Raw genomic sequence first — 21,818 nt, 5'->3', positions numbered from 1 at the left:
TCGTTCATTGTGGTGAGTGCGGTGCGGTGGTGGCGGATGGTGCGGTCACGTGCCCCGGTCGCGGCTCGGCGAGCGCGGCGATCGAGTCGGCGGCGAAGTCCATGGCGAGCGCTGCCGCATCGTCGTCCCGGTCGGCGAGCCAGGCGAGCGTGAGGCCGCTGATGAAGGTGACGAGCAGGCTCGCGACCTGGTCGAGCGGGAGCCGCCAGGTCGCCCCGGCGACCTCGGCGCCGGCATCCAGGACCTCACCGGCTGTCCGCCGGTACATTCGGTACTGGGCACGCGGCAGTGCGCTCAGCTCGTCGGTGCGCAGCGCGTAGTGGAGCAGCTCGAACATCGCCTGCTCGCGGCTCGGGTCGGCGGTGAGGGTGTCGAAGTAGGCCTGGAGTCCTGCTCGGACTGCGCTGCGGATGTCCCGGTCGCCGTTCAGCGTCGCGATCGCGGCCCTGCCCTCGTTCTCCACCACGAACGCGATGAGCTCGCTGATCATCTCGTCCCGCGAGCGGAACGCGTAGTGGAAGCTCGCAAGCGGCATGTCGGCCTCGGCGACGATGGCGCGCGTGGTCGCACCGTGCACGCCTTCGCGCTGGATGACGCGGAGGGCGGCGTGGATGATCGCCTCACGTCGGTCCGCGGAAGAGACTCGCGCCAAGGATGCCCCCTCCTCGTTGAAGTGGGTCAAGCGTCCAAGACGCTTGACTATGAAGAATAGTGGCGGAGCCGGGCGCTCGTGTCAACCGTGCCCCCGCAGGGACTCGAACCGAATCTGCGCGAGCAGATTCAGACAGAGGGCGAGTCCCGTAGGGGTCACGCCACAGCGTGCCCCCGCAGGGACTCGAACCCTGACTGTGACGATTTTAAGTCGTCTGCCTCTGCCAATTGGGCTACGGGGGCGCAGCGTGCGCCCAGCCTAGGGCGTCCCGCGTGGGACGCCAACACCCGGCCGCTCAGGCCTTGGGGCGCGCGGCGAACTCGGCGAAGGCTGCGCGCGGTGTCACGCGGGCCTCCAGCGAGACGATGTCGCGGCGTAACAGGAAGTTCAGGATCCAGTTGCCGAAGACACGGGTCTTCCGCTCCCAGGACGGCACGGCCAGGCCGTGGTATCCGCGGTGCATGAACCACGCGATGAGCCCCTTGACGGCGAACGGGCCGGCCTGGAACACACCGTGGTAGAGGCCGATCCCGGCGACCGCGCCGAGGTTCTTGTGGAAGTACTCCGCGGGGGCATCGCCGCGCATCGCGCCGACGACATTCTTCGCCATGAGCTTGCCCTGGCGCACGGCGTGCTGGGCGTTGGGCACGCAGAATCCGCCCACGCCGCCGCCGGTGAGATCCGGTACAGCCGATACGTCGCCCGCGCCCCAGGCATCCGGAACGACGTCATCGCCGTTGCGCACCCGAAGGTCGGCACCGACGTGAAGCCGGCCTCGCTCGTCGAGTGGCAGGTCGGTGTTCTTGAGGACGGGGTTCGCCATGACCCCGGCCGTCCACACGATGACGTCGGAGTGGAACGACTCGCCGTTCGACATCTCGATCTTGCCGTCGACGGCGGAGGTCAGCTGCGTCTCGAGGTGGATCTCGGCGCCGCGCTCCGCGAGGTGCTTGATCACCCAGTGGCTCGTCTTGAGCGACACCTCCGGCATGATGCGGTTCATGGCCTCGATGAGGTGGAAGTGCGTGTCTTCGAACGAGATCGTCGGGTAGTACTTGATCAGCTCGCTCGCGAGGCTGCGGAGCTCGCCGAAGATCTCGATGCCGGCGAATCCGCCGCCGACCACCGTGAAGGTGAGGAGGCGCTGGCGCTCCGGGCCGGCCGGAAGGTTCGCCGCCCGGTCGAAGTTGGTGAGGACGCGGTCACGCACAGCAACCGCCTCTTCGATGTTCTTCATGCCGATCGCCAGATCCGCGACGCCGGGGATCGGGAACGTGCGGGACACCGCTCCAGCGGTCACGACGACGATGTCGTAGCTCAGCTCCCACGCGTCGCCGATGGCGGGCTGGATGGTCGCTGTCTTCGCGGCGTGGTCGATCTTCGTGACGGTCGCCGTGATGACCTCCGTCTTCTTCAGGTGGCGGCGCTGGCTGACGACCGCGTGGCGCGGTTCGACGGAGCCGGCTGCGACCTCCGGGAGGAACGGCTGGTACGTCATGTAGGGGAGCGGGTCGACCATGGTGACCTCGGCTTCGCCGGAGCGCAGCCACTTCTCGAGCTTCCATGCGGTGTAGAAACCGGCGTACCCGCCGCCGACAATCAGGATTTTTGGCACCAGACCAATCTACTACGTGCGCCGAGACCGCCTGACACGCCGGACGAGGCTCACGGTCCAGGCAGCGAGAAGTGCGAGGAACACCGCGAACACGAGCAGCGGAACCCCCACGTCGCGCAGCAGGGCGACGGTCGGCAGAAGCGTGCCGAGCGGATTCGCGGGACCGGCGTGCGGCGCGGGTGTCGGAGCCGAGGTCGCGGGCGGGGAGGCGATCGGGGTCGGCGACGGGGTCGAATCCGCTCGCCGGTGGATGCGGATCCACTCCTTGAGCTCCGCCGCCGGATCGGTCGTGACCTTCGGGACTTTCGCGTTCACGGCCGCTTCGGCATCCACGAGCCCGTACCCGTAGATCGGGCTCGGCACCTTCACTCCGGGCGACTTCGCGGTCGCGGTGATGCGGTTGATGACGTTGCCGGCGTCGAGGCCCGGATGCGCGGCCCGCACGAGCGCGACGATGCCGGCCACGATGGGCGTCGCCCCGCTCGTTCCCGCCCAGGCGTAGTATCCGCCGCCGGGTGCGGCACCGATGAGGTCCTCACTCGGTGCGGACACCGCGATCGTGATCCCCTGGGATGACGCGTCGAAACTCGCTTTCCCGTTGCGGTCGACGCCGCCGACGACGAGGACTCCCGGAATCGTGGCCGGTGCACCGACCTCTGTCGTCCCACTCCCCCGGTTGCCGGCCGCGGCGACCACGACGACGTCGTGCTCGAACGCGTAGAGGAAGGCGTCGTCCCAGCTCTGCGGCCATTCGAGGCTGTTGCGCGTGAGGGACATGTTGATGACATCCGCCCCGTGGTCGACCGCCCACCTCACCGCTTCGGCGATCTGGTCGTCGGAGCTCCGCGTCCCCGCGCCGAACCCGATGGAGATGGACAGGAGGTTCGCCGCGGGGGCCGAGCCGATCACGCCGTCCGTGCCGTCGTGTCCCCTGCCGGCCGCGAGAGAACCGACCATCGTGCCGTGCTCGCTGCTCGTGCCGATCGGCTTCTGGCCGTTCGCCGCGCCGACGCCCGACACGTCTGTTCCGCCCTTGACCGCGCCCTTCAGGTCGATGTGGCTGCCGTCGACGCCCGTGTCGATGATGGCGATCGTGACCCCGGCGCCTTTCGTCGTGTTCCAGGCGGCGGAGATCCCGTACTGCGTGAGCCAGTATTCGCGGTCGCGGATGGAGTCGGCGGATGCCCCTCCCCCGACGAAGGCGACGGAGGCGGCGATCGCCAGCGCGGCGACGGTGGCGACGAGGCGTCTCATCCGGCATCCGCACGGTCGTCGGGCACGCATTCGCACACGGTCGGACTCCAGGATGCGCGGGCGAGCGTCAGGTCACCGATCGGGTTCACGCCGGGCCCGGCCGCGAGCGCGTGGGCGGCGAGAGCGTGCAGGCACTTCACCCGGTCGGGCATGCCGCCCGCGGAGATGCCCTCCAGTTCGGGGACGGCGTCGATCCCGTCGCGGTCGGAGAGGTAGGACTCGTGGGCACGCCGGTAGTCGCCGCCAAGCCCGGGATCGGCCGTGAGGAGCTCTGCGAACTCGGCCATGACTCCCGTCGCCTCGAGGGTCGACATGGCCGCCGTCGCAGCAGGATGGCTCAGGTAGTAGAGCGTCGGGAACGGGGTGCCGTCGTCGAGTCGCGGCGCCGTGGCGACGACCGTGGGGGCACCGCAGGCGCAGCGGGCGGCGATACCGATGACACCCCTCGCCGGGCGCCCCAGCTGGTGCGAGACCGCCCGGATATCCTCGGCCGTCGGCGGAGCGAACGGTGGCCTCGTCATCCGTTCTTGTCCTTGATGACCGGCGCGACGATCTGGCCGGGCTTGTCCTCGGTGAGTCCCGCGGTGAGCACGGAGGAGAGCAGCATCCGGATCCAGTCGACCTGGGTCGCCTGCACCTTGTCGCTGATCGGCTGCCCGTCGTCGGTTGTCACCGTCTGGCCGTCGTCGATGACCAGGTAGCTGTACTCGCCCGGGTACACATAGTTGAGGCGTTCGCGGGCCTGCGCCTCGATGTAGCTCGGGTCATCCCATCGCGCGCGCTCGTCGCCCAGGTTCTTGACGCCGGCCTTCTGGGCGGCGACATCCGCGCGCAGCTGTGCGATCTGCTGCTGCTGCTGGACGAAGATCCGCAGGCTCGGGGCGAGCACCACGACGGTGAGGACGAGCACGGTGAGGGTCGCGATCGTGAACCCGGACAGGCGGATGCTGCGCAGCCACCCCGCCCGCGCGCTCTGCTCGGGCAGGCGCACGGGCACGCGCTCGGTCCTCTGCCTCCGGGTCATGCGTCAAGCCTAAGCTCCGCTGTCACCGGCGGTTGGGTAGCGCGCCGAGCAGCGGCTGTCACGAAAAGGGCCAGCCGATGACTACCCCTTGAACCGCGGGAACGCGCTCCGCCCCGCGTACACCGCGGCATCCGACAGCTCTTCCTCGATGCGCAGTAACTGGTTGTACTTCGCGACCCGCTCGCTGCGCGCCGGAGCACCCGTCTTGATCTGGCCGCAATCGGTGGCGACGGCGAGGTCGGCGATCGTGGTGTCCTCGGTCTCGCCGGAGCGGTGCGACATGACCGCCGTATAGCCGCTGCGCTGGGCGAGGGCCACGGCATCCAGCGTCTCGGTGAGCGTGCCGATCTGGTTGACCTTGACGAGGATCGAGTTCGCGGCGCCTTTCTCGATGCCGGTCGCGAGGCGCTCGGGGTTGGTGACGAAGAGGTCGTCGCCGACGATCTGCACCTTCGAGCCGAGTTCGGCGGTGAGTTCGGCCCAGCCCTTCCAGTCGTCTTCGGCGAGCGGGTCCTCGATCGTGACGAGCGGGTAGCTCGCGACGAGCTCGGCGTAGTAGTCGAGCAGGTGCTTCGCGGTGACCTTCTTGCCTTCGAAGGTGTACTTGCCGGCGGAGAAGAACTCTGTGGCGGCGACGTCCAGGCCGAGCGCGATGTCCTTGCCGGGCTTGAACCCGGCCGCGGTGATCGCCTCGACGAGGAGGTCGAGGGCGGCGCGGTTGCTCTTCAGGTCGGGCGCGAACCCGCCCTCGTCGCCGAGGCCGGTGCTGAGCTTCTTGGAATGCAGGAGCCCCTTGAGTGCGTGGTAGGTCTCTGCTCCCCAGCGCAGCGCCTCCGCGAAGCTGGATGCGCCGATCGGCAGGATCATGAACTCCTGGATGTCGACGTTCGTGTCGGCGTGCGCCCCGCCGTTGATGACGTTGAGCATCGGCACCGGGAGCGTGTGGGCGTTCGGACCGCCGAGGTAGCGGAAGAGCGGCAGGTCGGCGGAGTCGGCCGCAGCCTTGGCGACGGCGAGCGAGACGCCGAGGATCGCATTCGCGCCGAGCTTCTTCTTGTTGTCGGTGCCGTCGAGCTCGATCATGGCGGCGTCGACGAGGCGCTGGTCGGCGGCGTCGTAGCCTTCGAGCGCGGGGCCGAGCACGTTGATGACGGCGTCGACGGCCTTCAGAACGCCCTTGCCGCCGTAGCGCTTCTTGTCGCCGTCACGCAGCTCGTAGGCCTCGAAGGCACCGGTGGATGCACCGGACGGCACGGCCGCCCGCGAGACGGTGTCGTCATCCAGAAGCACCTCGACCTCGACCGTCGGGTTGCCCCGGGAGTCCAGGATCTCGCGCGCGCCAACAGCCTCGATCAATGCCACGGGGGTTCTCCTTCGTCGTGCTTGGAATGTCCGCGACAAGCCTACTCGGGTAGCCCGGGCGGGCTTATCCGAGCGGCTTGAACGTGAGGTCGGTCGCGGCGGCCGCGTCGCCGACGTGGGCGAACTGGCGGAAACCGAATGCCGCGAGCGAGTCGAGCAGCCCTTTGACGTTTCGCGGTGCTCGCTCCAGCCGCACGCGCCTGCCCTGCGCGATGAGTTCGGCCTTGAGCGCGACGAGCCGCGCGGAGTCGGCGTCGGAGTCGTACAGCAGCACCACGGCGTCCGATGCCTCGTCGTCGCGCAGTGTCACGAGGTCGACGATGCGCTCGAACCCGATCGAGAACCCGGTCGCAGGCACCTCGGTGCCGAGGAACCGCCCGATCATTCCGTCGTAGCGTCCGCCGCCGCCGAGCGAGTAGCCGGCCGACGGGTGCATGGCCTCGAAGATCGCGCCGGTGTAGTAGCCCATGCCGCGCACGAGGAAGGGGTCGAACAGGAGCGGGAGGTCTCTCGCCGAGGCGGCACCGCCCGGGCCGGCCGCCAGCGCTCCCGCGACATTCTCGCCGAGCGCCACGAGGTCGGCGACCGCGGGCGAGTCGAACCCGTCGGGCAGCGCCGTGCGGATCTGCCGCTCGCCGTAGGGGATGAATTCCCTGGTCTGCGGACGGGTGAGGTACGCACGCACGGCGGCCACGGCATCCGGGGCGGCGCCGTTCGCCTCGAGCTCGGCGACGACGCCATCCGGACCGACCCTGTCGAGCTTGTCGAGGGTCACGAGCACGCCGGCGTGCGACTCGGCCGGGAATCCGAGGTGGTCGAGCAGGCCGGTGAGGATGCGCCGGTCGTTGACGCGCATCACGACGCCGTCGAGTCCGAGCGCGTCGAAGGTGGCGAGCGAGGCGACGAGAAGCTCGGCCTCGGCCAGGCCCGTCGCATCCCCGATGATGTCGATGTCGCACTGCACGAACTGCCGGTAGCGGCCCTTCTGCGGGCGCTCTGCACGCCACACCGAACCGAGCTGGATCGCGCGAAACACGCTCGGCAGCGCGGCTCGGTGCGTCGCATAGAAACGAGTGAGCGGCACGGTCAGATCGAAGCGCAGGCCGAGGTCGGCGAGGTCGAGCGGGTCGGATGCCGCGGCGAGGTCCTCAGCGGTCAGACCGCGCTTCAGGATTCCGAACGCGAGCTTCTCATTGTCGCCGCCGAGTCCGGCGTGCAGGCGGGAGCTGTCCTCGACGACGGGCGTCTCGATCTCGTCGAAGCCGTGCGCGCGATAGGTGTCACGGATGACGGCGAGCACGCGCTCGCGCCGCGCCTTCTCCTCGGGCAGGAAGTCGCGCATCCCGCGGGGAGGGTTCACCTGGGTCGCCATCCCTCGATTCTGGCACCTCGGGCCGGTGGGCCGCCTCAGGCGGGCTGAATCGCGAGCGCCTCGACGCGTTCGCGGTGGTGCTCGACGAGTCGCTCGAACGCCGCCGTCGCGGCGACCGCGTCATTGTTCACGACGAGGTCGTACTGCAGACCGTAGAACGCGTCCACCATGATGCGCGCCTCGATCTCCGCATCGTGGGACGAGAGTCCGAACGACTCGAGCGAATCGCGACCGACCCGCAGCCAGGTGCCGTAGAGCGCACGACTGAAGTTGTGGAGGTCGGGGTCGAGCGCCTCGAGCATGGATGCCTCGAACTCGAGTCGCTGCAGCTGGCGATTGCGCGGGTCGAGCGTCCACCGCCAGGAGATCTCGAGGTTCTCGTAGTACGCGTCGAGCGTGCCGGGGCTCGTGATGAGGCGCTCTTCGATGTCGGACTGGCGGTCGGAGATCGCCCCCACGATGTCGCTCACGAGCTCTGCGCGCGTGCCGAACTGGTAGACGAGCGTGTAGGTGCTCACGCCGAGCGCGGTCGCGACGGCGCGGAACGTGAGGCTCGCGAGTGGCTTGTCGAGGAGGTACTCGAGAATCTGCGCGAGCAATTCCGGTTTGCGGCCCGGATCCGGTCGACGACTCATTTCTTTAACATAACGGATGTTTGCACAAACGGGTGTTATGAATTACAGTTGCCATGTTGCGACGCTGCCCCGTCGACGAGGATCCGGGGGGATCAAGACGGGCGATACGCAACGAAATCACACGAGAAGGTTCTGGATCAGGTCTTCTCCGCCCTGACCAGCGGTGCAATTGCGCGCTGCTGGCCACATTGTCCGACCGTGCTGCCTGCGTGCGAGCTGTGCCGCGAGTCGGACTCGGTGCCCACACCATTCGGGTTGGTGTGGGCACCACCCCGTTAAGGGATGCCGCTGCTAGAGCGCGCCGCCCGCCGCCTGCGGCGCATCCGCGTCGAGTCCGTTGTCGCCGACGGCCTCCCGCACGAGGTAGTTCTCCACGTCGAACAGGTTCTCGGCGCGGTTCATGATCGTGAGCAGGGTGGACATCGAGGCGACCTCCTCGACCTGTTCCTTGAGGAACCAGAGCATGAACTGCTCACCGAGCGCGTCGTTCTCGGTGCGGGCCGCGGCGAAGAGCGCCTCGATCTGCTTCGTGACGCGCTTCTCCTGTTCGAGGGCGAGGGCGATCGGTGCGCGCTCGTCCTGGAAGTCGTTGACGACCGCGTCGACGCCGGGAATCGTGATGCCGAGGTCGCGGTCGAGCCGGTATTGGACGAGCATCATGGCGTGGTTGCGCTCTTCGAGCGACTGCCGGTAGAAGTGTTTGGCCAGTTGCGGAAGGTCGCGGTTGTCGAACCAGACCGCGATCGCGATGTACTGCTGGCTCGCGGCGAACTCGTTGCCGATCTGGGTCGTGAGGAGCGCGTCGAAACTTGTCTTCTTCATGGGATGACGCTACGCGCCGCCGCCGACAGTTTCCAGACAGGCAAGGCTTGCCTTCGCGCTACTCGACCGGCGATGCGGCAGCCTCCGCCGCGCGGATCTCCTCCTGCAGCCCGCGAAGGGCGGTGCGGAGGGCGCGCTCCGGGTCGAGCCCTGCGGCTCGCGCGGTCGACGCGATGCCGAGCAGCTGCGCACCCAGCTCGGCTTCCGTGGCGGACGCGGCCACGGCATCCGGAACCGCGATCGCGACCCCCACTTTCTCGGCGCGGCCGGCGAGCTTGTCGGCGAGCGCGAGGGCGGGCATGCCCTGCGGGATGCCGTCGAGCACGCTCGAGCGGTCGGGCTTGTCGTGGGCCTTGAGTTCGTCCCAGACGGCGACGACGTCGTCGGCCGACTGGATGTTCATGGCTTCGCGGGCGGCCGCGTCGCCGAAGACGTGCGGGTGGCGGCCGACCATCTTGGCGGTCATGTGGGCGGCGACATCCTCGATCGTGAAGTCCTCGCCGGGGGTGTGCGCGGCGAGGTCGGCGTGGAAGACGACCTGGTAGAGCACGTCGCCGAGCTCCTCGAGCATGGCGTCGCGGTCGCCGGTCTCGATCGCGTCGATGAGCTCATAGGTCTCCTCGACGAGGTAGCGCACGAGGCTCTCGTGGGTCTGGTCGGCGTCCCAGGCGCATCCGCCGGGCGCCCGCAGCTGGGCGAGTACGGCGATGAGTTCGTCGAGTTTCGGATGCGAAGCGGCCATGTCCCATCCTCCCACCCGGCTTTTGCTGTCCGAAATGCAGGAGTTGCTGGATGGCGCCCCCGCGAATGCTGGGTCACCGTCGGCGTGGGAGCGCTCAACTCCTGCATTTCGGACAGGACGGCGGCCGACGGCGCGGTGCAGGGCTGGTTCGCAGCGCGGTGTCCGGCCGCATTAGCGGGGAGTGACGCGGCGGGGGGAGGATGGTGTGATGGCATCCGAGGACTCGACCGAGCTCGAGGCCGCACTCGTCCGCGGCCTGCACGGCACGGTGCTCGAGGTCGGGGCCGGCGACGGGGCCAACTTCGGCTTCCTCGCCGAGGACGTGGACTGGATCGGGCTCGAGCCGAACCCGCGCGACACCGAGGCGCTGCGTGCGAACGCCGCCCGGTGGGGTCGCCGTCGCGAGGTGCTCGTCGCCACCTGCGAGGACATCCCGCTGCCCGACGAGTGCGTGGATGCGGTGCTCAGCACGCTCGTGCTGTGCTCGGTCGAAGACCAGCAGAAGGCGCTCGAGGAGATCATCCGGGTGCTGCGCCCGGGCGGCGCGTTCGTCTTCGTCGAGCATGTGGCGGCCGCGCCCCGCACTGTGCTGCGCGGTGTGCAGCGCCTGGCCACCCCGCTCACGAGACGGCTGGATCGCGGTTGCCACCTCGACCGCGAGACGGTCGACAGCATCCGCCGGTCGGGCCTGCGGATCGACGAACTGCACGAGTACCGGATGCCGTCGGGGCTCGGCTTCACGATCCCGTTCGCGGCGGGCCGGGCGGTCAAGGCCTGAGGAAGCGGCCGGCGATGATGGCGGGGGGCACGAGTTGACCAGCCGTAGCTGACAGAATTGCGGGGTGCTGCCCGTCGACGCCCCCTTCACCCCGTGGGTGCTCGGAGTCGTTCTGGTGGCGCTGCTCGGGTTGCTGGCCTGGCGCGCGGGCACGAAGGACCGCCGCGAGTACCAACGCTTCAAGCGGTATCACTCGACGGCGCGGCGGCAGGCGATGTTCCGCAAATGGGTGCTCGAGTCGCTCGGCTGGTTCGGCGGGTCGGCGCTCGTGGTGCTCCTGTTCGTGTGGGGTTTCGCGCCCCGGATGCTGGCGCAGGTCGATACGTGGCCGCCGGTGGCAGGCTTCCGTGGCCTGCTCGCGGAGAGCGGGCTGGCATCCGGTCTGCTCATCGGGGCCGGGATCGGCCTGCTGCTCGCCGTCGTCGGGACGGTATTCCTCGGGCGCAATGCCGAGGAGGTGCCGACGATCGGCGACATCCACGCGCTGCTGCCCCGAAACCGCGCGGAGCTGAAGTTCGGCTGGGCGCTCTCCGTCAACGCGGGGGTTGTGGAGGAGCTGCTGTTCCGGCTCGCGATGCCCGCGCTCATTTTCGGCGTCTTCGGCAACGCCCTGCTCGCGGTAGTGGTGAGCCTCGTGGTGTTCGGGCTGCTGCATGCCTACCAGGGCGTGTGGGGCATCGTCGGAAGCTTCCTGATCGGCGTGGTGCTCATGGCGCTGTTCCTCCTCACCGGCAACATCGTCTGGCCGATCATCGCGCACGCCGTCTTCGACCTGCGCTCGCTCGTGCTGATCCCGATGGTCGTGTACAAGGTGCACCGGGTGACGGATGCGACGCCGCCGGCGTCCGAGGTGCCGTCACCGCCCACGCCGTGATTGAACCACCCGGCTGACGAAGTCCCGCGGGCGCAGGATGAGGCGCCCATTCCAGGGATTCAGCTGGGTGAGGTCGGTGTCATCGCTCACGAGGATGAGCGAGTCGGTGGCGACGACGAGATCGAGCACCAGGTTGTCTTCGTAGTCGTCGACATCGAAGACGGTCCTCGGCGGGTCGATGATCTGCCCTCCCGACTCGGCCACGATGTCGAGGATCGTCTCGATGTAGTCCTCCGCGAGTTCCGCGCTGATCCCCAGAAGCCGCAGTACCCGCACCGTGTTGGTGAGGATGTGGGGTGAGAGGTGCAGGCGGAACTCGTCCGCATCCAGCGCGATCGACAGGCAGTCTGCAGAGGCGTTGCTCGTCGAGGGAGGTACCGCAGCGAGTAGCGGAAACGCCGACTCGGGCCCGACGAGGGCGTTGACGAGAACGTGAATGTCGAAGACGACGGATGTGGTGGAGCTACTCGCGGCCACGGGCGGTCTGCTTGACGAGGGCGGTCACTTCCTCGCGGGAGACCGCACGGCCGGCGAGTTCCTCCCGAGCACGAGCCTGGAGCGACTGCAGCCGTTCGGCCACCAGGTCGCGGTGCAGGCGTCTCATGGCCACGCGAAGAAATTCGGATCGGTTGCCCTTGCCGTAGTGCTCGACGAGCGCGTCGAGTTGCTCGCGATCCTCATCGGCGATCGCGAATCCCACGGTCTTCGCTGTCATCGGCTGCCCTTCGTTCTGCGCATGCAACGCATGTGCAATCATAGCGGCTCGGGCTCTGGACGGGAAGTAGTTGTCGTCATGCGGACGAGTATCGCGCAGGCCCTCGAGCCCAGATCGCAACCTCCGCCAAAAGTGGATGAAGTGCAGCGCCCGCCATTGTGCAGGAATGGAGTCACTACCCCAGCACCGCGAGAGGTGCGGCGCGGGTGCCCGCCGTGCCGGGTTTCGCCGCCGGGCTGGATGCGGGCATCCGGCAGCTGCATTGCGACGAGTACCGCAACCCCGCCTCGGTCGCGGACGGTCCGATGCTCGTCGTGGGGGCCGGCACCTCGGGCGCCGAGATCGCGCTCGAGCTGGCCCGTGACCTAGCGCAGACGCATCCGGTCTTCCTCGCTAGGTGCCCGACCCCGCACATTCCGGATGCCGTGTTTCGGCTCGCGGGCGGCCTGTACTGGGCGTTCGTGAACGGCGTGCTCACGCGCGCGACCCCGATCGGGCGCAAGGTTACGCGAGGGTTTCACTCGCGCGGGGCGCCGCTAATCCGGACCTCGATGAAACAGGTGACGGATGCCGGCGTGACGTTGCTGCCGCGCATCACCGGGGTGACGGATGGCCTGCCGGATGCGTCCGGTGCGGTCGTGCCGCGGCCCGCGACCCTGATCCGGGCGACCGGATACCGCCCCGGCCTCGACTGGATCGCCGGCCTCCCGCTCGACGAGCACGGCCTGCCGGACGCGCCGCGCGGCGTCGTGGCGAGCATGCCCGGCCTGTACCTCGTCGGGATGCCATTTCAGTACGGGCTCACGTCGCAGTTGCTCGGTGGGGTGGGGCGGGATGCCGGGTTTGTGGCGGGACGGATCGCGGAGGAGAAGCGGGCGGGACGAACTGCGCTCTCCGGTTCGGCGCGACTATGCGTACATTGGAGGCCTCCACGCGCTGTTCATCGTAACTGCACGGAACTGGAGTGCAGCCAAACGCCCCATTGATCAATGTCGGTCCGTAGAGGAGTTGCTGTTCCGACTCGCCAGGCCGAAATACGCTGGTCCTACCGCTATTCAATCTCTAGCGCTTGTTGCACAGTCAAGGCGGAGAGAATTGGTGGAAGCGAATCAGCTGAGAACTTCTCCAAGTACGGAACCCACTCGCCGCCATGCCGGTCGAACTCGGACCAAGTCCTGCCCTTGCGATAGACCGAAAAAACCTCGTCGGCGTGGCGAGCAGAACCATCCGCGAGCGACGTGACTTTCACGATGCAGTCCAAGGTGAATTTGGAGAGCGGCGGCACCGCGCTAACAAGTTCTGCCAATCGAAGAATCTCTTCGCCTCTTACTTCGCTTACGGAATCCGCTAGCCATAACTCACAGCTAATCGATGCGTAGCTAGACGATCTCGGAGTGAGGTCAAAGGGGGCGGCTGAGACCACCACCCCGGCTATCTCATTTCTACGGATACCACCTCTGAGAATTTGACGTAGCAGTTCTCGAGGAAATTTGAGCACACGGAGCGAAAGGAGCAGTTCCGTGGTAATCGTGGCAATCTCAGGGGTACCCACCTCCCGGTCGATCAGTGTCTCTGGGCGGATGTGCTGCTGGTACGCCTTCACGAACGTAGGGTTGAGCTCTATACCAAGCGCCAGCCGCTTTGACGCCTCACTAACGGCCGCAACCATCCCACTTCCAGCAAAGGGATCAAAAACCACGTCACCTTCGTCCGTGGACAATAGCAGGATGCGCTCGACCAGGGCAGACGGGAACGGGCAGGCATGGCGTAGTTGCGTGGTCGCCCAGCTTCCTTGGAGGGGAATGGGGATTTCCCACACGTTGTCCGGTGCCAGGCCCCAGGGGTTGTGGCGTTCTGGGTATCGAACCCACCACGACTTAAGCCCGCTGAAGTCTCGTAGTCGATCGATGCGATATTTGTACTTGTCCGACTTCACAAAGTAGAGAACATATTCAAACCCATTTCGAAGCCTGCCACGGTTCGACCAGGGCCTTGTTCGATCTTTGCGCCATACAATCACGTCACGAAGCGTCCAGCCGGCGCTTTCGGCCATACGACCAAGATCAAACGGCAAAGGTCGGAGTCGACTAGGCCGACCTGGGCCGGGCGACTGCGTCACCGAGTCAGCAACGAGCCACATCGAGCCGTCATCATTTGTCCATTTGTAGAGCGAGGCAAAGATCAGGTGGCATTCCTCGAGATAGTCGTCGTAGCTCTGCGAGAAGCCGATCTGCCCTGGGACACCATAGTCAACGACGTTCGCATAAGGTGGCGAAGTGATGGAGGTCGTCAAGAACGGTTCGGACACCCCTTTCGTGGATTGCGCGATTTTCGCCAAGAATGCGTCGGTGTTGCGTGCGTCCCCTTGATGCACAGTCCAGGTTTCGTGACTTTCAGCAATGGGGGACGCTGACGGACCCGAAAGCCTTGTGGCCTCGCCGCTGTGGTTTTCGTTATCACGCGAAGGCATCCGAGATCACCGTCCCACCGGAGTTGACCACGGCTGTGGCACTGAGAACGTCACTCAACGAGTCCTGGTAGACCGCATGCGAATTACTGTCCCCTCGGGGGTCCCAACTAAAGTCAAAAATCCACGTGCACATTGGTGCTGTCAAATCCTCTCCCCCATAACGCCAGTTTGCCCTCGTCGTGACCTTCCACCCGGAGGTACTCGCGAGAAGAGCGACTCGCTTCGCAACGAAAGCACTCAATAGCAGCTGCTGCGATTGACGCGTGTGCGTAGAAATATCGAACGACTGATCGCCAGTAATCAAATCGAACAGTTCGTCGCCGTAGAAAGCTTTGAGTTGTCTACCAAAACCATGATGTTCGCTGGCGTTAGCAGAGAGATAGCGGAACACTTCTTGCTGGGTCGACACGCTCCAGGTGATCTCCGACTGAAAGGTGAGCAACAAACACCACGGAGCCCGGACTTCCGGTTTGCCGTGCAGCGCGGCGAGTTTTCGGACAGTCTCCAAATCAGGATGTTTAAAGCCATTCTGCGCGTCATGGTCAAGTTTCAAAGGGCCGTTAAAGTCTAGGTTGATAACCCGTGCACGCGCTGCGTCCCGTTTCTTCTTCTCAGGAAACTTGTTTGGGTCACTAGCGCCGCCCACAATGTAGTCAATTCTTTGATCAATGACTCGGAGTCCGGGAATCGATTGACGCAGCTGTAGCAACGCATCGAGTCCTGCCTCCACGGCCACAACTTTCCCTTTATCGCTGTCCGCGATTCCGCCGACCTCTGTGGCTTTGATTAGTCCATCCGCCACCATCATTCGGATGTCCAAAGCTTCGGCACCGCACAAAGTGGTGTAGAGAACTTCATCCGAAGACCAGTGTTTTTCATATTCCTTGATGATCTGTAACCATCTCGCTCGGATTGTCGACTTCGCGGGTCGCTCTTTGCGCATCGCAGCAGTCACGCTCGGGCTCAAAGCCCCATACTTTCAACGACCTCAGAAACCAACGACGAAATCTGCGCTCGAGTGAGGCCGACTTTAGTAGCCGCCGCCTCAACAAGAGCGATTACTTCAGACGGTCGGTAGGTCGCCGTGAGCTTGCGGATTTCAGCAGAATCCAGCGTTTGATTGGGTACCAGAGAAGGACTCAGCTTCGCCGTATCGAGAGGTGGAATCTCGGGAGTCGATCTTGGCGGCGGGCTTGGAGTGTTGCCCAACCTGCTGGAGATAGAAGATACCTCGGTTGCCTCTTTGATAGCGCGCTCAAGCTTCTTTTCTTCACTTCGTTTGCCATACAGCACCCGTCGGGCCTCTGCAAAGAATGATCGAAGCTCCTCGTGGAGCATTCGTTGCAGTTCGACATATGCGGGGTGGGTGGTACGAAACGTACGACGGTCGATATTGAGTGCATCTTCCAGACGATCGTCGACATAGACCTCTCCGCTCACCCAGTCCTGAAACAGGGCAGCCTGCCAACCGGGGTATTCGAGGTATGTACTGTCGTATTTTCCCACTGCCGCATTTCGGATACGGACGAGAAGGCCGTTGATGTCTGTCGGATGCAGCTTGTGGTCATACGCGAATAGGTACCCTCGAGCACTTACACCGTCGCCCTCAAGTCTTATCTCGCGAGTGAGAATACGACCATCGTCGGGGCGAAAGACCGTGGGCTTCTTTTGCGGTGTCCCGTCGATAACCAATTCGAAATTCAATGCGTCGACGTCGCTCTGGATTTTGCGCATCGTTGGGTTTGAGCCGGCAGCGGCCCAGCCTTGGTGGTACCCAACGGGGACGTTGAGCGCAATCTCGAGAACCGTCTGCGAGTAGAGATCGAACTCTGACCAGCTGGTCAGCGATGGTCTTGCTAAGCGATCGCGAACCGACTCCTCTGAGAGTCCATACAGGCTGCTCGAACCTTTTCCGCGCCGGGCACCGTCCAGCACATCGCGGGTTGTTTCCCGAACGTCGCGAAGGTAGATGCGAGTGAAATGATCCGACAGCTCCGCGTCTTCCGATAATTCCCCGTAGTAATCGCCCTTTGCAATGGCGTCATTCTCTCTAGCTCGATCTTGAGCGTTTAGTCTCATTTTGTCGAAGTCGAGAGTCACACTCATGAGTTGGGTGCTCCCCGCCACAGTGGATATGATCTCCAACCGCTCACAAATCTCATTCGCGGCGATAAATCCGATTCCGATCTTTCCGATCTTCGGCCGCCCGGACGGCGTGGTGTCCGCGTCTTCTCTCTTATACGACCGGGCGATACGCGCGAAATGACGTTTGAAATCATTTGCCGAAAAGCCTGTACCGTCATCCTCAATGATGATTAGGTCAGCATCGGGGCGGACCGACATGGTGACGCGTGTGGCATCGGCATCAAAAGAGTTGTTGACAAGTTCCTTGAGACATGCGGCGGGGTTCTCGTACAAGCCGCTTGATAACTGGTCGATAATCATCGATGACACGGTGATCTCGCCCTCGAATTTGTTTGGTTTGGCGACAAGTTTTGCCTCAACCACGGCGACCTCCCAGTAGGACAACGCATCGTAGGATCGCGCGACCAACGATTTGTTTAGGATACTGGCAACCCGAACGAGAAACGTCGCCGAGGAGTCGTCGAATATGTTGGGACGTGGCGCTGAGCTACTCGCATCCAAAAGCAAAGTGGATCCATCGCGATTCCTTGGATCGAATCGCTATACAGTCGGCTCGATCGAGGGGGGATCGGCCGTTCGGCCGCGATTTCTGCACTCGAACGATCCCGAGTCGTATGGAACTGGCGGGGCCGAGGACAGGAAACATGTGCCCGCACCAGATCTTCTTGGCAAGAAGGATCTCAGGGACCTGTGACATATGGCTCCGAGAAGGTTGCAGTGGATGATCCCCCAACCGACGGTGACCATGAGCCAGTTCGCCTATATATTAGACGTCTAGCCAGGACGCTATCCTGGTCTTCGGAGGCACCGTGCCTAGATTCTTTGGCACTCCCGACGGAGTGAAGGTTGGCGATCTGTTCATTGATCGTCGCGAACTTCATGACGCTCACGTGCATCGGCCTCTCCAGGCGGGCATTTCTGGCACACGGCAAGAGGGTGCCGATTCGATTGTCGTGTCCGGTGGCTACACAGACGACGTTGATTTCGGGGACTACCTTTTCTACACGGGCCATGGTGGTCGCGAACCCGGCGCAACTCGACAAACCCATGATCAGTCCGTCGATGCGCCGGGGAATGCGGGACTGATAACCAGCATGGTGGAGGGGCTTCCCGTTCGCGTTGTTCGCGGCGCGCATCCATCGAACCCCTATGCACCACCAACGGGCTATCAGTACGCAGGACTGTTTCTTGTAACTGACTGGGACACCGTCACTGGTCAAGACGGTCATAAAGTCGTGCGCTTCAAGTTAGAACGCGTCCCCGAACAAGCAAAACTCTGGACCACCGAGGATCCAGTCCCCGACCCCGCCTTCGCGACGAGCGTCGTCTCACGCCGCATCCGTGACACCGCACTTTCCCGCAGCATCAAGCTCCTCTATGACCACCACTGCCAGATCTGTCAGACAGCAATCCCCGGCACGGGCAACCGCTACTACTCCGAGGGCGCCCACGTGAAACCACTGGGTCGGCCCCACCTCGGCGCGGATGCGATGAACAACCTCCTCTGCCTGTGCCCAAACCACCACACGCAGCTCGACATCGGGGGCATGGTCATCTTGGATGACTTCACGGTCGCGCGTCCGACGAGCGACCAGGTGATTGCCGAACTGTCCTTCCGAAAAGACCACGTTCTCGATGTGGCGAATGTGCGCTATCACCGGATGCAGTGGACAGCCGCTTAGACAGCCTCCCAGTCCGAGCTTTCGACAGTCGAGCCATCCCGACCGAAGGAAAAGGTGGCCACAACGCGGTCACCGGCGAGCGCAGTCGGAAGCCAGTACTTGGCGTCGTCCCACATTTGATCCAGTGGCAGCGCGCTCATGGGGTACCACTCGGGGCGAAGTTCTTCTGACTCTGTTGGATTACCTTCCCAGGCTCGGCAGAGGAACGCCCACGACTTCTGGCTCCACTTTGGCGCATGCGGAAATGGGTAGGTCAACTCGCCGATGAGCTCGAGGGCATCGGTGTCGATGACTACGCCGACTTCCTCGGCGACCTCGCGCACCACGGCATCCGTCGGCGACTCGTCGGCCTCGAGCTTCCCGCCCGGCCCGACCAGCTTGCCTCTTCCGAGACCGGTTTTCTTCCGGCCGAGCAACACCTCCGGCCCGCGCGCGGTCTCCCGCACGAGATAGCAGACGCACACCTCCGGAAGAGCCATGATGCGAGCGTAGCCGCCACCGCGGAATGCCCCCGAAAGGGCCATAGCAGAGTGTCGCTCACTCAGTCACACTGGGAAGAGTGCGGCCAGCCGGGGCCGCGGGGGTCGGGGGATCAACGTGAGGGCAGGACACTCCGCTGATAGCGAGGCCGCCAAGTATCGAGCCCAGGCCGAACAAGCCGACTACGTCGCGCGCACCGCGCGGCAGATGGCGAGCAACTATGCCGCCGCTGCCGCATCCGAAAAGTGGCTCGGCCGGCTCTTGGAGCCGCTCGCCGAGCGAGGCTACACGATCCTCGCGGACCGGAAGTGGCCGAACTCACGGAAAGCCCAGGTCGACTTCGTGCTCGTCGGTCCCAGCGGGATCTACATCGTCGACGCCAAATCATGGGCGGATGTCACGATCGAATCCGGACGCATCTTCCAGGGACAGGACGATGTCACCGATCGCCTCGACGACATCGCGAGCCTGGGCACGTTGACCGAGGAAGTGCTCGCGGATGTCGGCGTTGCCCCCGGCGAAGTCCACGTGGTCGCCGTGTTCACCAATCGACGAGAACTGAAGGCCCGCATCAACGGGGTGGACGTCGTCGGGGGCGATGCGGCGCTCACCCACCTGATCAGTCCCGGCGATCGACTCGAGCCCGACACAGTTGCACGGGCACTGGCCGCCGTCGAAGAGCTCTTCCCGATCTACGCTATGCGGGACCAGCCGACCGAACTCACCCTCCCGGCGCCGGTCGTCCCCATCACACAGCAGGACGCGCTCATTAGCATCGAAGAAATCGAGGGCGCACTGTGGGCGAACATCCTCGCCAAGCCCATCGAAGAGTGGATGTCCTACCTGCACCCCGATCAGGCGCGGCTCGCGCGACGCTCCTTCAACGGCCCGTCGCGCATCCGCGGGGCTGCTGGCACCGGCAAGACCGTGGTTGCGCTTCACCGCGCCGCCTACATTGCCCGCACCCGCCCCGGAAAGATCCTGGTGACCACATACGTTCGCACCCTGCCGAACGTCCTCTCCGCATTGATGCAACGGATGAGTCCCGGGATTGCCGACAGAGTCGAATTCACGGGGATCTTTGGATTCGCTCTCGACCTTCTCAAAGCTCGCGGGGTCCCCCATCGACTCGCACCGGAAAAGGCGGATCAGGCCTTCACCCGCGCCTGGAAGGGTATGGGTCAAGCGAATCCCCTCGCTCGAATCGATGGCGACATCACCTATTGGAAAGATGAGGTGCTGAGCGTCATCAAGGGCAGGGGCCTCACGCACTTCGAGCAGTACGCCATGCTCCCCCGGGTGGGCCGCCGCCGCGGGCTCACGGCGGAGAACCGCATCGCGGTGTGGAGCCTCTACACCGCCTACGATGCCGCACTCCGCGCCCAAGGCATCACCGACTTCGCCGACATCATCCTTCTCGCGGAACAGAGCCTCAAGAAGAAGCCGCTCGAAGGCTACAGCGCCGTCATCGTGGATGAGGCCCAGGATATGACCTGCGCGATGATCCGGATGCTGCACTCCATCGTTGGGGACGAACCCGACGGCCTCAACCTGGTCGGCGACGGTCAGCAAACCATCTACCCCGGCGGATACAGTCTCGCCGAAGCGAACGTTTCCATCGCGGGGCGAGGCGTCGTGCTCTCGCGGAACTACCGCAACACCGCTGAGATCCTGCAATTCGCCTCTCAACTTGTCGAAGGCGATGAGTTCTACGACATCGAAGGAGCGGCCGCTCAGGGAGACAAGCCGGTCGAGGTCATGCGGCACGGCCCAGCCCCTGTCGTCGATCGCTTCCCGTCACGAGCGCGACACGACAGTTCTCTGGTGGAACACGTGAAGGGCCTTATCTCCTCCGGCACGCGGCCGGGAGACATCGGCATCCTGACCCACACCAAGTACGCGGTCACGGATGTCTGCGCCCGGCTGACCAACGCTGGAATCAAATGGGTCGACCTCCTGAACTACGACGGCACGCCAACCGATGCCGTCAAGATCGGGACAATCAAACGCGCGAAGGGACTCGAGTTCAAGCAGGTGCTCGTGGTTCGGACTCCATCACGTTTGTTGCAAGCACTGCCCGCCGACGATGTCACCAGCGACAGTGAACGCAGCGAACTCGATCGGCGCGAACTGTACGTCGCGATGACACGTGCGCGAGACGGGTTGTGGGTGGGAGTCGCTTAACTGGTTGTTCTCGTGTCGTTGCGCGGTCAGAACCTCCTCTCCCTCACAACCACGCCGAGCTGCACGCTTTCCCCAGATCCAGGCGAACGCGGACTCATCCGATTCTCACGTCGGTACCCTCGCTCCATGATCATCGAAGCCGGCTACGACCTGTTCGAACTCTTCGCGCCCAAGATCTTCGCCAAACCTCGCGCCAAGGGACGGCATGGCACCTGGGTCCTCGCCCTGGATGAGAACCTGCGCAACCAGCACCTGACGAAGGTCGGCGGTGACGCCTCAGACGTGATCGAGAACCGCATCCACAAGGTTGTGACATGTGGAGATGAATGTGTACATGTTTGTGGCGCGAATGATATGCTTGAGTCATGAGCTTCACTGCCCCGTTACCCGTACTGCCAAGCCGGGATGCCCGTGACGAACTACCCAAGGCGCTCAAGCGATTCCGCGCCGAAGGTGTTTCCGCCGAACCGGTGATCTTCGGCTCCCACCGTAAGCCGGAAGCTGCGGTAATCCCCTTCGAGCTCTACGAGGAAGTCCTGCCGCTCGTTGAGGACATCCTCATCGCTCGCGCCGCCCGAGAGCGCATCGCTGCTGGCCCAGCCATCCCACTGTCTGACATCGCCGCCCGGATCGGAGTCGACCTGGACTCGTTCGAGTAATGAGAACCCGGCTCGCACTGACGGCGTTGCCAGGATTTGAGAGTGATCTCCTGACCCTTCCCACCGCCGAGCTGCAAAAGATGGCGCTGGGGCTGCTCGTAGAGGTTCGAAACGGGACAGTGCAGGGTGTTCGACTCGACAGTCGTGTTGCCACTGGAGACCTCAGCGACTGCTTCAAGATGTACTTCGACACGGATGGGACACACAAGCCTCGTTACCGACTGGTCTACCGATACCAACCGGACGAGGTGAACGCGGTCAGCATCGAAGCCGTTGGTGTCGGCGAGCGCGCGGACCTTGCCGTGTACCGTTCCATATCAGCGCGGCTTGGGCGCGGCGCCGACCGGCGCTAG

General features: G+C 64.6%; 24 protein-coding genes and 1 tRNA gene. 8 read left to right on the top strand and 17 right to left on the bottom strand.

Going from position 1 to position 21,818, the window contains the following annotated elements:
* Window positions 1-4 precede the first annotated feature (4 nt).
* The 11 genes from BKA04_RS10095 to BKA04_RS10045 all read right to left on the bottom strand — a co-directional run bounded on the left by BKA04_RS10095 (window position 5) and on the right by BKA04_RS10045 (window position 9,478).
* Window positions 5-652: a TetR/AcrR family transcriptional regulator gene (locus BKA04_RS10095; RefSeq protein ID WP_134542292.1), complete on the bottom strand. Its 648-nt coding sequence runs from the start codon at window positions 650-652 to the stop codon at window positions 5-7.
* A gap of 168 nt (window positions 653-820) precedes the next feature.
* Window positions 821-894: transfer RNA gene (locus BKA04_RS10090), tRNA-Leu, on the bottom strand.
* 53 nt (window positions 895-947) lie between these two features.
* Window positions 948-2,267, bottom strand: a complete 1,320-nt coding sequence (locus BKA04_RS10085; RefSeq protein ID WP_104096295.1) for an NAD(P)/FAD-dependent oxidoreductase — start codon at window positions 2,265-2,267, stop codon at window positions 948-950.
* Window positions 2,268-2,279: 12 nt separating this feature from the next.
* Entirely contained in the window at window positions 2,280-3,521 is a 1,242-nt protein-coding gene (locus BKA04_RS10080; protein WP_104096294.1) for a S8 family serine peptidase, read from the bottom strand.
* The gene (locus BKA04_RS10075; protein WP_104096293.1) at window positions 3,518-4,042 is read right to left on the bottom strand and encodes a DUF501 domain-containing protein; all 525 of its coding nucleotides are present in this window, start codon (window positions 4,040-4,042) and stop codon (window positions 3,518-3,520) included. The genes BKA04_RS10080 and BKA04_RS10075 overlap by 4 nt, the downstream gene beginning before the upstream one ends.
* A complete protein-coding gene (locus BKA04_RS10070; protein WP_104096292.1) occupies window positions 4,039-4,545 on the bottom strand; it encodes an FtsB family cell division protein in 507 nt (168 codons plus the stop codon). Before BKA04_RS10070 ends, BKA04_RS10075 begins: the two co-directional genes overlap by 4 nt.
* An 81-nt stretch (window positions 4,546-4,626) precedes the next feature.
* Window positions 4,627-5,907, bottom strand: coding sequence for a phosphopyruvate hydratase (eno, locus tag BKA04_RS10065; RefSeq protein WP_104096291.1), 1,281 nt, complete (start codon window positions 5,905-5,907; stop codon window positions 4,627-4,629).
* 64 nt (window positions 5,908-5,971) lie between these two features.
* The gene (locus BKA04_RS10060) at window positions 5,972-7,279 is read right to left on the bottom strand and encodes a histidine--tRNA ligase (protein WP_104096290.1); all 1,308 of its coding nucleotides are present in this window, start codon (window positions 7,277-7,279) and stop codon (window positions 5,972-5,974) included.
* 35 nt (window positions 7,280-7,314) lie between these two features.
* Entirely contained in the window at window positions 7,315-7,914 is a 600-nt protein-coding gene (locus BKA04_RS10055; RefSeq protein WP_134542291.1) for a TetR/AcrR family transcriptional regulator, read from the bottom strand.
* 291 nt (window positions 7,915-8,205) lie between these two features.
* Window positions 8,206-8,736, bottom strand: a complete 531-nt coding sequence (locus BKA04_RS10050; RefSeq protein ID WP_104096288.1) for a ferritin — start codon at window positions 8,734-8,736, stop codon at window positions 8,206-8,208.
* Window positions 8,737-8,794: 58 nt separating this feature from the next.
* Complete coding sequence (locus BKA04_RS10045; RefSeq protein ID WP_104096287.1) at window positions 8,795-9,478, bottom strand: nucleoside triphosphate pyrophosphohydrolase; 684 nt, start codon at window positions 9,476-9,478, stop codon at window positions 8,795-8,797.
* A gap of 208 nt (window positions 9,479-9,686) precedes the next feature.
* Between BKA04_RS10045 and BKA04_RS10040 the strand changes: the two genes are divergently transcribed.
* Both BKA04_RS10040 and BKA04_RS10035 read left to right on the top strand, forming a co-directional pair.
* Window positions 9,687-10,256 carry a class I SAM-dependent methyltransferase gene (locus BKA04_RS10040; RefSeq protein WP_104096286.1) on the top strand — a complete coding sequence of 190 codons (570 nt, stop codon included), beginning with the start codon at window positions 9,687-9,689 and terminating at the stop codon, window positions 10,254-10,256.
* A 64-nt stretch (window positions 10,257-10,320) separates the two neighbouring features.
* A complete protein-coding gene (locus BKA04_RS10035; RefSeq protein WP_104096285.1) occupies window positions 10,321-11,130 on the top strand; it encodes a CPBP family intramembrane glutamic endopeptidase in 810 nt (269 codons plus the stop codon).
* On the opposite strand, the gene BKA04_RS10030 is transcribed toward BKA04_RS10035, so the two are convergent.
* Both BKA04_RS10030 and BKA04_RS10025 read right to left on the bottom strand, forming a co-directional pair.
* Complete coding sequence (locus BKA04_RS10030; RefSeq protein ID WP_104096284.1) at window positions 11,113-11,607, bottom strand: PIN domain-containing protein; 495 nt, start codon at window positions 11,605-11,607, stop codon at window positions 11,113-11,115. The two genes, BKA04_RS10035 and BKA04_RS10030, sit on opposite strands and share 18 nt — an antisense overlap.
* Entirely contained in the window at window positions 11,594-11,845 is a 252-nt protein-coding gene (locus tag BKA04_RS10025) for a ribbon-helix-helix domain-containing protein (RefSeq protein ID WP_104096283.1), read from the bottom strand. The genes BKA04_RS10030 and BKA04_RS10025 overlap by 14 nt, the downstream gene beginning before the upstream one ends.
* 206 nt (window positions 11,846-12,051) lie before the next feature.
* Between BKA04_RS10025 and BKA04_RS10020 the strand changes: the two genes are divergently transcribed.
* Complete coding sequence (locus BKA04_RS10020) at window positions 12,052-12,831, top strand: NAD(P)/FAD-dependent oxidoreductase (RefSeq protein WP_134542290.1); 780 nt, start codon at window positions 12,052-12,054, stop codon at window positions 12,829-12,831.
* A 65-nt stretch (window positions 12,832-12,896) separates the two neighbouring features.
* On the opposite strand, the gene BKA04_RS10015 is transcribed toward BKA04_RS10020, so the two are convergent.
* The 3 genes from BKA04_RS10015 to BKA04_RS10005 are packed head-to-tail and all read right to left on the bottom strand — an operon-like array spanning window position 12,897 to window position 16,823.
* Window positions 12,897-14,315, bottom strand: coding sequence for a DNA-methyltransferase (locus tag BKA04_RS10015; protein WP_104096281.1), 1,419 nt, complete (start codon window positions 14,313-14,315; stop codon window positions 12,897-12,899).
* Window positions 14,302-15,282 (bottom strand): hypothetical protein, encoded by a 981-nt coding sequence (locus BKA04_RS10010; RefSeq protein ID WP_134542289.1) that lies wholly within the window; start codon window positions 15,280-15,282, stop codon window positions 14,302-14,304. Before BKA04_RS10010 ends, BKA04_RS10015 begins: the two co-directional genes overlap by 14 nt.
* A complete protein-coding gene (locus BKA04_RS10005; RefSeq protein ID WP_134542288.1) occupies window positions 15,279-16,823 on the bottom strand; it encodes an ATP-binding protein in 1,545 nt (514 codons plus the stop codon). The genes BKA04_RS10010 and BKA04_RS10005 overlap by 4 nt, the downstream gene beginning before the upstream one ends.
* 446 nt (window positions 16,824-17,269) lie before the next feature.
* Here BKA04_RS10005 and BKA04_RS10000 point away from each other — a divergent pair, with 446 nt between their 5' ends.
* Entirely contained in the window at window positions 17,270-18,142 is an 873-nt protein-coding gene (locus BKA04_RS10000) for a YDG/SRA domain-containing protein (RefSeq protein WP_104096278.1), read from the top strand.
* On the opposite strand, the gene BKA04_RS09995 is transcribed toward BKA04_RS10000, so the two are convergent.
* Window positions 18,139-18,621, bottom strand: coding sequence for an 8-oxo-dGTP diphosphatase (locus BKA04_RS09995; RefSeq protein WP_167309726.1), 483 nt, complete (start codon window positions 18,619-18,621; stop codon window positions 18,139-18,141). The genes BKA04_RS10000 and BKA04_RS09995 overlap by 4 nt on opposite strands.
* A gap of 118 nt (window positions 18,622-18,739) precedes the next feature.
* On the opposite strand from BKA04_RS09995, the gene BKA04_RS09990 reads away from it, so the two are divergent.
* The 4 genes from BKA04_RS09990 (at window position 18,740) to BKA04_RS09975 (ending at window position 21,818) form a co-directional block, all read left to right on the top strand.
* On the top strand, window positions 18,740-20,806 hold the full coding sequence (locus tag BKA04_RS09990) for a nuclease-related domain-containing DEAD/DEAH box helicase (protein ID WP_104096276.1): 2,067 nt from the start codon (window positions 18,740-18,742) through the stop codon (window positions 20,804-20,806).
* A gap of 126 nt (window positions 20,807-20,932) precedes the next feature.
* Window positions 20,933-21,175, top strand: coding sequence for a hypothetical protein (locus BKA04_RS09985; RefSeq protein WP_104096275.1), 243 nt, complete (start codon window positions 20,933-20,935; stop codon window positions 21,173-21,175).
* Window positions 21,172-21,465, top strand: coding sequence for a hypothetical protein (locus tag BKA04_RS09980; protein ID WP_104096274.1), 294 nt, complete (start codon window positions 21,172-21,174; stop codon window positions 21,463-21,465). Before BKA04_RS09985 ends, BKA04_RS09980 begins: the two co-directional genes overlap by 4 nt.
* Complete coding sequence (locus tag BKA04_RS09975) at window positions 21,465-21,818, top strand: hypothetical protein (protein WP_232842028.1); 354 nt, start codon at window positions 21,465-21,467, stop codon at window positions 21,816-21,818. Before BKA04_RS09980 ends, BKA04_RS09975 begins: the two co-directional genes overlap by 1 nt.

It is taken from the genome of Terrimesophilobacter mesophilus, assembly GCF_014200375.1.
GTDB classification, from domain to species: domain Bacteria; phylum Actinomycetota; class Actinomycetes; order Actinomycetales; family Microbacteriaceae; genus Terrimesophilobacter; species Terrimesophilobacter mesophilus.
Note: the sequence above shows the minus strand (reverse complement) of the source record. Positions and strands in the feature narration are given on the sequence as shown.